The 12,145-nt window shown below is 65.1% G+C and carries 12 protein-coding genes; 5 read left to right on the top strand and 7 right to left on the bottom strand.

What is annotated here, in order from left to right; genetic code table 11:
* Nucleotides 1-19: 19 nt before the first annotated feature.
* Complete coding sequence (locus PVU19_RS02530) at nucleotides 20-1,099, top strand: CaiB/BaiF CoA transferase family protein (protein ID WP_050663094.1); 1,080 nt, start codon at nucleotides 20-22, stop codon at nucleotides 1,097-1,099.
* Nucleotides 1,100-1,350: 251 nt separating this feature from the next.
* On the opposite strand, the gene PVU19_RS02535 is transcribed toward PVU19_RS02530, so the two are convergent.
* From PVU19_RS02535 to PVU19_RS02560, 6 genes are all read right to left on the bottom strand, one after another.
* Nucleotides 1,351-2,070: an NYN domain-containing protein gene (locus tag PVU19_RS02535; RefSeq protein WP_050663093.1), complete on the bottom strand. Its 720-nt coding sequence runs from the start codon at nucleotides 2,068-2,070 to the stop codon at nucleotides 1,351-1,353.
* A 52-nt stretch (nucleotides 2,071-2,122) separates the two neighbouring features.
* Nucleotides 2,123-2,992 (bottom strand): glutathione-dependent disulfide-bond oxidoreductase, encoded by an 870-nt coding sequence (gene yghU, locus PVU19_RS02540; RefSeq protein WP_050663092.1) that lies wholly within the window; start codon nucleotides 2,990-2,992, stop codon nucleotides 2,123-2,125.
* A 103-nt stretch (nucleotides 2,993-3,095) separates the two neighbouring features.
* Nucleotides 3,096-4,175 carry a PLP-dependent cysteine synthase family protein gene (locus tag PVU19_RS02545; RefSeq protein WP_050663091.1) on the bottom strand — a complete coding sequence of 360 codons (1,080 nt, stop codon included), beginning with the start codon at nucleotides 4,173-4,175 and terminating at the stop codon, nucleotides 3,096-3,098.
* A gap of 181 nt (nucleotides 4,176-4,356) precedes the next feature.
* Complete coding sequence (locus PVU19_RS02550) at nucleotides 4,357-5,631, bottom strand: bifunctional folylpolyglutamate synthase/dihydrofolate synthase (RefSeq protein ID WP_050663090.1); 1,275 nt, start codon at nucleotides 5,629-5,631, stop codon at nucleotides 4,357-4,359.
* A complete protein-coding gene (gene accD, locus PVU19_RS02555) occupies nucleotides 5,628-6,563 on the bottom strand; it encodes an acetyl-CoA carboxylase, carboxyltransferase subunit beta (RefSeq protein WP_050663101.1) in 936 nt (311 codons plus the stop codon). Before accD ends, PVU19_RS02550 begins: the two co-directional genes overlap by 4 nt.
* A 60-nt stretch (nucleotides 6,564-6,623) precedes the next feature.
* Nucleotides 6,624-7,511: a CPBP family intramembrane glutamic endopeptidase gene (locus tag PVU19_RS02560; protein WP_050663100.1), complete on the bottom strand. Its 888-nt coding sequence runs from the start codon at nucleotides 7,509-7,511 to the stop codon at nucleotides 6,624-6,626.
* 100 nt (nucleotides 7,512-7,611) lie between these two features.
* Between PVU19_RS02560 and ilvD the strand changes: the two genes are divergently transcribed.
* From ilvD to PVU19_RS02580, 4 genes are all read left to right on the top strand, one after another.
* Nucleotides 7,612-9,369: a dihydroxy-acid dehydratase gene (gene ilvD, locus PVU19_RS02565; RefSeq protein ID WP_050663089.1), complete on the top strand. Its 1,758-nt coding sequence runs from the start codon at nucleotides 7,612-7,614 to the stop codon at nucleotides 9,367-9,369.
* Nucleotides 9,350-10,045 carry a hypothetical protein gene (locus PVU19_RS02570; protein WP_200901861.1) on the top strand — a complete coding sequence of 232 codons (696 nt, stop codon included), beginning with the start codon at nucleotides 9,350-9,352 and terminating at the stop codon, nucleotides 10,043-10,045. The genes ilvD and PVU19_RS02570 overlap by 20 nt, the downstream gene beginning before the upstream one ends.
* A 72-nt stretch (nucleotides 10,046-10,117) precedes the next feature.
* Nucleotides 10,118-10,876 (top strand): DUF6478 family protein, encoded by a 759-nt coding sequence (locus PVU19_RS02575; protein ID WP_050663088.1) that lies wholly within the window; start codon nucleotides 10,118-10,120, stop codon nucleotides 10,874-10,876.
* Between the two features lie 13 nt (nucleotides 10,877-10,889).
* Complete coding sequence (locus tag PVU19_RS02580) at nucleotides 10,890-11,267, top strand: hypothetical protein (RefSeq protein ID WP_050663087.1); 378 nt, start codon at nucleotides 10,890-10,892, stop codon at nucleotides 11,265-11,267.
* A gap of 59 nt (nucleotides 11,268-11,326) precedes the next feature.
* Here the strand turns inward: PVU19_RS02580 and PVU19_RS02585 are convergent, their stop codons facing one another.
* Entirely contained in the window at nucleotides 11,327-12,139 is an 813-nt protein-coding gene (locus PVU19_RS02585) for an MBL fold metallo-hydrolase (protein WP_050663086.1), read from the bottom strand.
* Between the last annotated feature and the right edge of the window lie 6 nt (nucleotides 12,140-12,145).

Raw genomic sequence — 12,145 nt, forward strand, 5'->3', positions numbered from 1 at the left:
AGGATCGGGGAGGGACCGAATGCTGACAGGGCTGCGCGTGGTGGAATTCGAGGGGCTGGGGCCTGCGCCCTTCGCCGCGATGATGCTGGCCGAGATGGGGGCCGAGGTGGTGGTGATCCATCGCCCCGGCGCGGCCAACCCGGTGGCCGGGGATCGCAACCTGCTCGACCGGGGCAAGCGGTCTATCGTGCTCGATTTGAAAGACCCCGGTGATATTGCCGTGGCGCGCGCGCTGGTTGGCCGCAGTGATGCGCTGATCGAGGGGCTGCGCCCCGGCGTGATGGAGCGGCTGGGGCTGGGGCCCGACGAGATGCGCGCCGCCAATCCGCGCCTCGTCTATGGGCGCATGACCGGCTGGGGGCAGACGGGGCCGCGCGCCCGGCAGGCCGGGCATGACCTCAATTACATCGCCACCTCTGGTGCGCTCTGGTATGCGGGCGCGCCGGGCACGCCGCCGCTGACACCGCCGACGATGCTGGGCGATGTGGGGGGTGGCGCGCTCTATCTCGTGGCCGGGGTGCTGGCGGGACTGGTGCAGGCAGCGCGCACGGGGCGGGGTACGGTGGTGGATGCCGCGATCGTCGACGGATCGGCGCATATGATGGCGTTGCTGATGTCGATGGGGCCGTCGGGTAATCTGTCGATGACGCGGGGGCAGAGCCTGCTGGACGGGCCGCATTGGAGCCGGGTCTACGCCTGCGCCTGTGGCGGCTGGCTGTCGGTGCAATGCCTCGAGCCGCAGTTCTACGCCACGTTTCTGGGGGTGATGGGGCTTGGCGATGATCCGTGCTTTGCCGCGCAGCACGACCCTGCGCAATGGCCCGCGCAGACCGAGGCGCTGGCGGTGCTCATCGCCGAGCACCCGCTTGCGCATTGGGCAGAGGTCTTTGCCGTGTCCGATGCCTGCGTCGCCCCGGTGCTGCGTCCCGACGACGCTGCGACCGACCCGCATATGGCGGCGCGTGGGGCCTGGCAGGGGGAAGGCGACACTCTGGCGCCCGCGCCTGCGCCCCGTTTTGACGGGGTGGTGTCTCAGGTCGCGGACCCGCCGACACGCGGTGCGGATAGCGCGGCGATCCGGGCAGAACTGGGGATGTGAGGGTGGTTCGGTTTGGGCCTTGAGCGGACATAGCACCCCGCCAGACAGTGCTGCGCGGTCGCAGGGCCGGGGACTGGCGATGCAACAGTCGATGCTCGCGCTTTATCCCAGCCAAGTCAGTCGTAGTTCAACACGTTGTGCGCCATTCCAAATCGCCAGGCCGCGGTACGGCCCGGCGATCGCGCGGCACCTTCGGTGCGTTTCGCGCGGGCGGTGCGGTATGTTCGCTTCACGCCCAAACTCCCCGCCGCTCAATCCACCCGCCGCACCAGAAGCTGATTGCCCGGCCCCGATTGGGTCTCGAAGACTTTCAATTCCTTGATCAGGTCGCTCAGCTTTTTCTTGCCATAGCTGCGCGTGTCGAAATCGGGCTTGTCGGCCTGGATCTGCTGGCCGATGCGCCCCAGCGGATACCATTCGTCATCGCTGTCGATCTTCTCCATCGCCTCGAAAATCAGCCGCCGCGCGTCGGCGACATGCTGGCTGTCGAGCTTGGGTTTGGGGGCGCTGCGGGGGGTGTCGCTCGCATCCTCGTAGATGTTCTCGATGGCGACGAAGCGGTTGCAGGCGTTCTTGAGTGCGTCGGGTGCCTTGGCCTCACCGATGCCGATCACGGTCAGCCCCTGTTCGCGGATGCGGCTGGCCAGCCGGGTGAAATCGCTGTCCGACGAGACCAGCACGAAGCCGTCGAAATGGCCCGCGTGCAGGATATCCATCGCGTCGATCACCAGCCCGATATCGCTGGCGTTCTTGCCCTTGGTATTGGCGGTCTGCTGATGCTGGACGAGGCCGAGATTCTGCGCCGTGCGGGTCCAGCCCGAAAGCTGCTGGCTCGACCAGTCGCCATAGACCCGGCGCAGCCCCGGCTCGCCATAGCTGGTGACCTCGCGCAGGATGGCGTCGGCGTATTTCGCGGGCACGTTGTCGGCGTCGATCAGAACGGCGAGGAGTTGGGTATCGCGTGTCGGCATGAAGAGGCTCCTTTGCCCCTTCATGCCCGATCCAGACGCGCGGCGAAAGCGATTAGGCGTCTTCGCCGATCTTGTCCTGTGTGCGGGTCTCGAAATCTTCGGCCGAGTGCCGCTCGTGCAGTTGCATATGCGGCTCGCCGAAGCTGCGGTTGACCATGCGGCCGCGTTGGACAGCGGCGCGGGCGTCGATCTTTTCGGCCCAGGCCGTGACATGCTTGTAGCTCTGCACATCGAGGAAAGTGCCCGCGCTATAGAGCCGGTTCAGACACAATTGCCCATACCACGGCCAGACCGCGATATCGGCGATGGTATAGTCATCGCCCGCGATATAGGGCCGCTCGGCCAGTTGCCGGTCGAGCACGTCAAGCTGGCGCTTGGCCTCCATCGCGAAACGGTCGATCGGGTATTGCCATTTTTCGGGCGCATAGGCGTAGAAATGGCCAAAGCCGCCGCCGAGATAGGGCGCGCTGCCCATCTGCCACATCAGCCAGTTGATGACCTCGGTGCGCGCGGGGCCCTGGCGGGGCAGGAACGCGCCGAATTTCTCCGCCAGATGCATCAGGATCGAGCCGCTCTCGAACACCCGTAGCGGTGCGTCGCCGGTGTGGTCGACCAGCGCCGGGATCTTGGAATTGGGGTTGATATCGACAAAGCCGCTGCTGAACTGATCGCCGTCGCCGATCTTGATCATCCATGCGTCATATTCCGCGTCGTGACCGGCGGCGAGCAGTTCTTCGAACATCACCGTCGCCTTGACGCCATTGGGCGTGGCCAGCGAATAGAGTTGGAAGGGATGCTCTCCGACCGGCAGGTCCTTGTCATGGGTGGGGCCTGCGATGGGCCGGTTGATCGAGGCGAATTGCCCGCCAGAGGCCGCTTCCCATTTCCAGACGTCGGGTGGAGTATAACTGTCGTCACTCATGCGATGAATCCTCTACGATTGTCTGGCGAACAAGCTAATCCCTGCACGCGCGCGCACAAGCGGCGCGTTTGCACAAAGTTGTGTGCAAATGTGCAAGGGTCCGTCAGCCCAGCCGGTAGCCCGGGGTCGAGGCCGAGATCGCCTGTTCTTCCTTGTTCATATCCTCTCCGATCCCCTCAAACAGCGGCGTGGTCATGTAGCGCTCGCCGGTATCGGGCAACATGCACAGGATCACCGATCCGGGGGCGGCTTTCTCGGCGATCTGCAAGGAGACCGCAAACGTGGCACCGCCCGAGACGCCGGTGAAAATCCCCTCTTTCGCGGCCAGATCGCGCGCGGCCTTGATGCCGTCAGGGCCGGTCACGGGGATCAGGTCGTCGTAATAGCCCTTGTCCACCGCCTCTTGCAGCACCAACGGGATGAAATCCGGGGTCCAGCCCTGAATCGGGTGCGGCTCAAAGGCCGGGTGGCTTACGGCGGGGGCCCCTTCGTCGGTGCGCTCCTGTGCGTGGCCGCTGCCCAGAAGGGCGGCATTGGCGGGCTCGGACAGGACGATTTTCGTCTCGGGCCGCGCCTCGCGCAGTACCCGGCCCAGCCCGGTCACGGTGCCGCCGGTGCCATAGCCGGTGACCACGTAATCGAGCGCCTCGCCCTCGAAATCACCGAGGATTTCCTGCGCCGTGGTGGCGGCGTGAATATCGGCATTGTCCCTGGTCTCGAACTGGTGGGCGAGAAACCAGCCATTCGCCTCGGCCAGTTCCTCGGCCTTCTTGTACATGCCAAAGCCCTTCTCGGCCTTGGGCGTCAGCACCACCTTGGCCCCCAGCATGCGCATCAGGCGACGGCGCTCGATGGAGAAGCTTTCTGCCATGGTCACCACCAGCGGATAGCCCTTCTGCGCGCAGACCATGGCAAGGCCGATGCCGGTATTGCCGCTGGTCGCCTCGACCACCGTCTGCCCGGGCTTGAGCCTGCCGTCGCGCTCGGCGGCCTCTATGATATTCACCGCCAGCCGGTCCTTGACCGAGGCCGCCGGGTTGAACGCCTCGGCCTTTACGTAGATCGCTACGTGGTCGGGGCCAAGATTGTTGACACGGATCACCGGCGTGTCGCCGATGGTGTCCAGAACGCTGTCAAAGCGCCTGCCGCGCCCTTTTGTGGTGCGAATGCTGCTGTCGGTCATCGTGCGTCTCCCTTTCGGTTCACCCCGGAGACTATGATTTGGCCGGGGCTTGGAAAAGGATCGTTCTGCAATTTCGAGCTGATCGGTCTGAAATCAGAACAAATTTCCATATGACCGTTCGATTTCAGAACGAAAGAGGGCGCGGTTTCGGTTGTGTCGAGCGGGATCAACCGGGCGCGACTCAGCCGTTCTCGCGCAGGATGCCACCCGCGAGATAGAGCGAGCCGCAAATCAGGATGCGTGCCTGCGGGGTCTGTGCCGCGATGCGCTGAACGGCCTGTAGCGCAGTCTCGCCGGTCTCGGCGCGCAGCCCCACCGCGCGCGCGGCCTCTGCGGTGGCCTCGGCGGGCAGGGTGTTGGCCTCGCCGGGAATGGAGAGCGCGATCAGCCGGTCCGCCTGTGCAGCCAGGGGCCCGAGATAGCCGCCGATATCCTTGGTGTTGAGCATGCCGCAGATGAGATGGGTGGAGCGGTTGGGCAGCCCGGAGAGATGCCGCCCGAGCGCCTGCCCGGCGGCGGCATTGTGCCCGCCATCGAGCCAGATTTCGGCGTCAGGTGCGGCCTCGACCAAGGGGCCGGATACGAGCCGCTGCATCCGCGCAGGCCAATGCGCGCGGCTCACTGCCGCCTCATAGGCGGCATCGCCCGCGTGCAGATGGCGCAGCGCGGCCAGCGCCGCGCCCGCGTTCTCGATCTGATGCGCGCCGGGCAGGTTCGGCAGCGGCAGATCGCAGAGCCCGGTCTCGTCCTGATAGATCAGCCGCCCGCGTTCCTCATAGGCGTGCCAGTGCTGGCCATGCGCCAGAAGCGGCGCGCCGAGTGCTGCGGCGCGCGCCTCGATCACGGCCAGCGCATCATCATGCTGCGGGCCGATGACGCAGGGCACGCGGCGCTTGAGAATTCCGGCCTTCTCGCCCGCGATCTTGGCCAGCGTGTTGCCGAGATATTGCTCGTGGTCGATGGAGACGGGGGTGATCACCGTCAGCGCGGGGCGGTCCACTACGTTTGTGGCATCGAGCCGCCCGCCAAGCCCCACCTCGAGCAGGGTGTAATCCGCAGGTGTGCGCGCCATGGCGAGGAGGGCGGCACAGGTCGTGATCTCAAAATAGGTGATCGCCTCATCGCCATTGGCGGCGTAGCATTCATCGAGAATGGCGGTCAGGTGGACTTCGGAAATCAGCACGCCAGCCAGCCGGATCCGCTCGTGAAAGCGGGCCAGATGCGGCGAGGTATAGGCGTGGCAGGTCTTGCCCACAGCCTCCAGCCCGGCGCGGATCATCGCGAGGGTGCTGCCCTTGCCGTTGGTGCCCGCGATATGGATCACCTGGGGCAGGTCGTTCTGCGGATTGCCCAGGGCGTCGAGCAGACGCCAGACCCGGTCGAGCGTGAGGTCGATGATCTTGGGGTGCAGCGCCATCATCCTCTCGAGGATGAGGTCCGATGTGGGCGCGCTCATGTCTCGGGGTCGTCCTTGGTGGGGGCCTCGGCCACGACCGGATCGGGCATCGCGGGCGCGGGCAGATCGCCCTTCACGGCGGGGGGCATATCCATCAGCATGCGGGTGATGGTGATCAGCTCATCGCGCATCTGCGTGCGTGGCGTCACCCGGTCGAGCATGCCATGCTCCAGCAGGTATTCGGCCCGCTGAAAACCCTCGGGCAGTTTCTCGCGGATTGTCTGCTCGATCACGCGCGGCCCGGCAAAGCAGATCAGCGCGCCCGGCTCGGCGATCTGCACATCGCCCAGCATCGCGTAAGACGCGGTGACCCCGCCGGTGGTGGGATGGGTCAGCACCACGATGTAAGGCAGCCCCGCCTCTTTCAGCATCTGCACCGCCACGGTGGTGCGCGGCATCTGCATGAGCGACAGAATGCCCTCCTGCATGCGCGCGCCGCCTGCGGCGGAGAACAGGACCAGCGGGCGCTTGAGCCGCACAGCCGTCTCGGCGGCGGCGATGATCGCGTTGCCGACATACATGCCCATGGACCCGGCCATGAAGCTGAAATCCTGCGCTGCGGCCACAATCGGTGTGCGCCCCATTTCGCCGGTGGCGACCAGCATCGCCTCTTTCTCGCCGGTTTCCTTTTGCGCGGTGCGCAGCCGGTCGGGATATTTTTTCTGATCGCGGAAGTGCAGGGGATCGGGGGTCGGCAGCGGCACCTCGACCTCGGTGAAGAGCCCACCATCGAAGAGCGCGGCAAAGCGGGCGCGCGGGGTGATCCCCATGTGGTGGCCGCAATTGGTGCAGACGTTCAGATTGCCCGAGAGTTCGCGGTGAAACAGCATGGTCCCGCACTCGTCGCATTTGGACCAGAGGTTTTCCGGGATTTCGCGGCGCGAGAAGATCGAATTGATCCGCGGACGCACGTAGTTGGTGATCCAGTTCATCGGGCGGGCCTCTGCCTTGACGTTGCGCCACCACATAAGCGGGGCGCACGGGAAATGCAATCAGCCGCGCAGGGCAAGACGAATGGCCAGCCAGCCGCAGAATAGCACCATCAGATCGACCGGCATCATGGTCAGGATCATCGCCGTGTCATCCATCGCGAAGGGATAGGCATAAAGCGCCATGCCGTCGAACTGTCCCTCGGGGGCGGCGATCAGGATGGCGCTGAAATTGTTGATGAAGTGCAGCGCCGTTGCAGGTCCCAGCGTGCCGAACCGCGCCGTCAGATCCGCCGCCGCAACGCCAAAGGCCCCGGCCCAGAGCACAACGATCCAGGCGGTGCCGCCATAGCTCATCGCGTCGAAATGCAGCAATGCGAAGGCCGCAGAGGGCAGCACCAGCCAGATGAGCGGCGATGAAAAGCGTGCCGCAAGCTGGCTTTGCAGGTAGCCGCGGAAAATCAGTTCCTCGGCGAAGACCTGACAGAAGAGGGCGAAGAGCGCGGGCAGCAGAAAGAGCATCCATGTGCCCGCATCGAGATTGGGGAGGGGGGCGACCGGTTCGGGCATCGGGATCAGCATGACAACCGCATAGAGCAGCAGCATCGCCGCAAGCGCCCGCCCGAATTGCCGCACCGCCAGCGGCATCGGGCCGATCAGCGTCGCGAGGCCCCGCCGGTGGACGACCCGCAAGGTCACATCGAGCGCCACGATCAGAAAGGCGAAGGTCAGCAGGTTGATCAGCACGCCCGCCGGGGTGGTGGCGGCGCTGATCCCGGGTGACATGCGCGCCCATGTCTCCGGGCCGAAGATCACCGGCAGCAGGGACGCGTAGCCGAAACTCAGCGCCAGAAAGAGCGGCACCAGAAGCGCGATCCCCCCCACAAGACGCGGCAGGGCGGCAGAGGCGCGGGCGGGGGCAACAAGCCGTTTATGGGCGTCGTATCGCATGTGCGCGACGCTATCCCGGCGCGCCATGCGTTGCAATCCGGCTTGCCCCGCCCGCGGCTCTGGCCTAGACCGATTGCCAGCTAATTCCGGGAGGCCCTTCATGACCAAGTTCGACAAAGCCACACTGCCCAGCCGTTACGTGACCGAAGGCCCGTCGCGTGCGCCGCATCGGTCCTATTACTATGCCATGGGAATGACCGAGGCGGAGATTCATCAGCCGCTCGTCGGTGTGGCGACCTGCTGGAACGAGGCCGCGCCCTGCAATATCGCGCTGAGCCGTCAGGCACAGGCCGTGAAGGGTGGCGTCAAGGAGGCCCACGGCACCCCGCGCGAGTTCACCACCATCACCGTCACCGATGGCATCGCCATGGGGCATGAGGGCATGCGGTCCTCTCTGGCCTCGCGCGAGGCGATTGCCGACACGGTGGAGCTGACGATGCGCGGCCATTGCTATGACGCGCTGGTGGGGCTTGCGGGTTGCGACAAGTCGCTGCCGGGGATGATGATGGCGATGGTGCGGCTGAACGTGCCGTCTGTGTTTATTTATGGCGGCTCGATCCTGCCGGGCAAAGCACCGCAGATCGACGAGATTCCCGAGGAATTCCGCACCCGTGACCTGACGGTGCAGGACATGTTCGAAGCCGTGGGCTGGAACCAGAACGGCACCATGTCCGACAAGGCGCTAGATGCGCTGGAGCGCGTGGCCTGTCCCTCTGCCGGGGCCTGTGGCGGGCAGTTCACCGCCAATACCATGGCCTGTGTCTCCGAGGCGATCGGTCTTGCGCTGATGAATTCGTCGGGCATGCCCGCGCCTTACGAGAGCCGCGACCAATATGCCGAGGCCTCGGGGCGCGCGGTGATGGATTTGCTGGAGAAAAACATCCGCGCCCGCGACGTGGTGACGCTCAAGAGCTTGCAGAACGCCGCCCGCGTGGTGGCCTGCACCGGTGGCAGCACCAATGCCGGGCTGCATCTGCCCGCGATTGCGCATGAGGCGGGGATCGATTTCTTCCTCGAGGATGTCTGCGAGATTTTCCGCGACACGCCTTATTTCGTCGATCTCAAGCCGGGCGGGGCCTATGTCGCCAAGGATCTCTACGACGCGGGCGGTATCCCCGTGGTGATGAAGGAATTGCGCAAGGCAGGCCTCATTCACGAGGATTGCATGACCGCGACCGGACGCAGCATTGGCGAGGAGTTGGACCTGATCGAGCGCGAGGCGGATGGCAAGGTCATCTATCCGATTGACGCCCCGATCACCAAGACCGGCGGCGTGGTTGGCCTCAAGGGCAATCTCGCGCCGCAGGGGGCGATCGTGAAGGTGGCGGGCATTGCCCCCGAACATCAGGTCTTTACCGGCCCGGCCCGCGTATTCGACTGCGAGGAGGATGCGTTCGAGGCGGTCAAGTCGCGCGAATACGAGGAAGGCGAGGTGATCGTCATCCGCAACGAGGGCCCCGCAGGCGGCCCCGGCATGCGCGAGATGCTGTCCACGACCGCCGCGCTTTCGGGGCAGGGCATGGGCAAGAAGGTGGCGCTGATCACCGATGGCCGGTTCTCGGGTGCGACGCGCGGGTTCTGCGTGGGCCATGTCGGCCCCGAGGCGGCGCATGGCGGGCCGATTGCCCTGATCGAAACCGGCGACGTCATCACCATCGACGCGATCAAGGGCGAGTTGTCGGTGGATCTCTCGGATGAGGAACTGACCAAGCGCAAGGGCGCATGGGCGGGCCCGCGCGAGACGATCTATGCCTCCGGCGCGATCTGGAAATTCGCGCAGCTTGTGGGCGAGACCTACAAGGGCGCGGTCACCCATCCGGGCGGCAAGGCCGAGCGGCATGTCTACATGGATCTCTGAGACGGCTGTGGCCCGGCTCAGGATGACGGTGCGCGCCGGGCTGTTGCTGGTCTGCCTGCCGCTTGCCGCCTGTCTCGACGTGGCGGGCGAGGCCGGGCCGGACAATGCGTTGCGCGCTGTGGCCTTTTACGATGGTAAGGTCATCGTGACCGGACCGCGCGGCTATTGCATCGACCGCAGCAGCGTCAAGCGTGGTCCCGCCGGGCGGTTCGCCCTTCTGGCCAGTTGCGAAAGCCTGACCGACCAGCCGGGCATCTCGGTGGAGCCGGCAGTGCTGACCGTCGCGGTGCTGCCGCATGCACCGAGTGCTGAGCAGCCGTCGTCGCAGGCGATGGCAGAGGCGCTGGGCCGCGCGTCCGTGCGCGACACCGAAGACGGTGACGGTATCGCCCTCGTGCACATCTCGCAGGGGGGCGACACGGTACTGCCCGGCGGTGATCCGTCCTATTGGCGGGCAAGCATGGTGATCAACGGTCATCTGGTGGGGCTTGCCGCCTACGGCCCCAGGGACGGGGCCATCGCGGGAACGGGTGGGCGCGATTTGCTGCGCGATCTCGCGGAAACCCTGCGCGCCGCCAGCCCGGCACCGGACAGTGTCAGCCGCGATGTGACGGAGATCGACATACAGGGCGGGACAGGCGGATTATTCCGCGGATTGTTTCCTGTTTCGAATTAATGTTATTCAAAGGCGGTGACTATATAACATGGGGCCGTCCCGCCTGAGAGGCTTGGCAAAGGTGCGTTCTGCATGAAAATTCTCGATGTCGTGATGCACCAGCGCAACCTGCGAAAATGGCGGGGTGCTGCGCGTAACGCCTCGATGATGAATATCAGTGCCCTGCGTCGGGCACGGGCGCAGGCACGCAAGCTGATGTATTCCCTCAACGAGGTGATCTCGGTCGCCGACAACCGTCTTGCGTTGCCGATGATCGGCTCGAATGCCTTTCCGCGCCCGCACGGCACCGATTGGGCCTGGCGTCCCGAGGTCTGGCGTGAACCGCTGCCGGTGCCCGGCATGGCGTCGGTGCAATCGAAATCCATGCTGGGACGCGAGGTGACGCTGTTTCACGATTGCGCCCATTCGGAATTGTCACTGCGCCAGCTGCGCAACAGCCGTGAGGCCGATCTGGCCCCGTATGGCCTGCGTATGGATGTGTTCGCCTTTGACGGCTCGTTCCTGTCGCTGGTGCTGGATTTTCCGCAACAGGCGGTGGATGGGCTCACGCGGCGACACCTGATCCGTATGGACACCATCGTGGAACTGGAAAAGCCGCTCGAGATCTTTGCCCGACTGAATATCAAGCACGGGCCCAACACCGAACAGATCGTCCGCGAATTGCCGCTCAACGAGGAAGAGATCATGGTCGAGTTCGATCTGGCCTATTCCAACCTCAATGAAAAGCGGGTGGAACGCGCCTGGATCGACCTGATCTTCGAGAACCCGCAAATGAGCCAGGTCGTGCTGCGTGACGTCACCTTCAGCCGCCGCCCGCGCGCCGACCTCTAGGAAAGGAGCGATCATGTCCGACCTGACACTGACCAAGACCCGGCTTTTCGAGGGGGTTTGGGAAGGCGTGCTCTCGGGTGAGCCCATGGCCGGGACCACGCCGGAGATCGAGGTGACGCATCATCAGGACCCGATTGCAGGCGTTGAGGTGATCGCCCGCCCGGATGCGGGCGATTGGGTGGTGCGCGTGCCGGTCCCGCCCGAAAAGGTCGCTGATGGGGTTCAGACATTCGTGATCCGTGATCGTGCGACCGGTGCGGTTCTCGACAGCTTTGCGCTGCTGGCGGGGGATGTGCTGAGCTATGATATCCGCGCGGAAATGGCGCTGTTGCGCGAAGAGCTGGACCTGTTGAAACGTGCGTTCCGGCGGCATTGCCTGGAAACGATGTAGGCGCAGTTCCGGCGGTTGCGTGGGACGGCCGATGATGGCGCGGCGGCGCGCGCCGCGCCTTACTCTCCCTCTCGCAGATAGGCCGGGCGCAGCACGATGATGGTGGGCCGGTCCGGCAGGCTGCGCAGCGAGACCTCGATCTCGCTCACCCCGGGGCGCAGGATCGCGAAGTCCCCCTCCATCCCCGCCAGAAACCGCTCCAGCGTGCTGTCGGTAAACCAGTGCATCGGGATCACCACGCTGGCGCGCACCCGGCGCAGCACGTTCATCATGTTCTCAATGTTCATGGTAAAGCCGCCATCGACCGGGGCCATCACCACATCCATCCGCCCCAGCGCGGCATATTGATCGTCCGAGGGTTCGTGATGCAGGTGGCCGAGATGCGCGATGCACAGGCCCTCGGCCTCGAAGACGAAGATCGAGTTGCCCTTGGGCTCCACCCCGCCGCCCGAGCGGATATCGGTCGGGACGTTGCGCACCAGCATGCCGCCCAGATCCAGGTGATGGTCGATGCCTTGCCCGAAGTCACCCCAGCCGGGCAAAACATGCGGGATCGCCGGGTCAGGATTGGCCGTCCAATGGGTGGAATGGGCGTGGTTCATGGTGACGATATCGGGGATGAAATCGACATTGCCGACAAAACCGGTGAAATCCGTCACCGCGTTGAATCCCCCCGCCTGAATGAGAAACGAGGCATGCGCGATGTAGCGGATGCGCGCGGTGAACTCTGGCAGGGGGTCGCGAAACCCGGCCTTGTGCAGGTAGTCCAGCCCGGGCGTGGCATCGGCCAGCGCGATGCAATGGCTTGGGCGACGGTCCTGCGCCGTGGCGGGCAGGCCAAGCACCAACATGACAAGAAGCAGTCGGATCATCGGCAG

This window comes from Roseovarius tolerans, assembly GCF_028885395.1.
Taxonomy (GTDB): Bacteria; Pseudomonadota; Alphaproteobacteria; order Rhodobacterales; family Rhodobacteraceae; genus Roseovarius; species Roseovarius tolerans.

Excerpts from the sequence above, each read along its gene's own strand:
- PVU19_RS02580 (WP_050663087.1), top strand. The coding sequence starts at position 10,890 with ATGTCCGACCTGACACTGACCAAGACCCGGCTTTTCGAGGGGGTTTGG.
- ilvD (WP_050663089.1), top strand. The coding sequence starts at position 7,612 with ATGACCAAGTTCGACAAAGCCACACTGCCCAGCCGTTACGTGACCGAA.
- PVU19_RS02530 (WP_050663094.1), top strand. The coding sequence starts at position 20 with ATGCTGACAGGGCTGCGCGTGGTGGAATTCGAGGGGCTGGGGCCTGCG.
- PVU19_RS02585 (WP_050663086.1), bottom strand. The coding sequence starts at position 12,139 with ATGATCCGACTGCTTCTTGTCATGTTGGTGCTTGGCCTGCCCGCCACG.
- accD (WP_050663101.1), bottom strand. The coding sequence starts at position 6,563 with ATGAACTGGATCACCAACTACGTGCGTCCGCGGATCAATTCGATCTTC.
- PVU19_RS02570 (WP_200901861.1), top strand. The coding sequence starts at position 9,350 with ATGTCTACATGGATCTCTGAGACGGCTGTGGCCCGGCTCAGGATGACG.
- PVU19_RS02550 (WP_050663090.1), bottom strand. The coding sequence starts at position 5,631 with ATGAGCGCGCCCACATCGGACCTCATCCTCGAGAGGATGATGGCGCTG.
- PVU19_RS02560 (WP_050663100.1), bottom strand. The coding sequence starts at position 7,511 with ATGCGATACGACGCCCATAAACGGCTTGTTGCCCCCGCCCGCGCCTCT.
- PVU19_RS02545 (WP_050663091.1), bottom strand. The coding sequence starts at position 4,175 with ATGACCGACAGCAGCATTCGCACCACAAAAGGGCGCGGCAGGCGCTTT.
- PVU19_RS02535 (WP_050663093.1), bottom strand. The coding sequence starts at position 2,070 with ATGCCGACACGCGATACCCAACTCCTCGCCGTTCTGATCGACGCCGAC.
- PVU19_RS02575 (WP_050663088.1), top strand. The coding sequence starts at position 10,118 with ATGAAAATTCTCGATGTCGTGATGCACCAGCGCAACCTGCGAAAATGG.
- yghU (WP_050663092.1), bottom strand. The coding sequence starts at position 2,992 with ATGAGTGACGACAGTTATACTCCACCCGACGTCTGGAAATGGGAAGCG.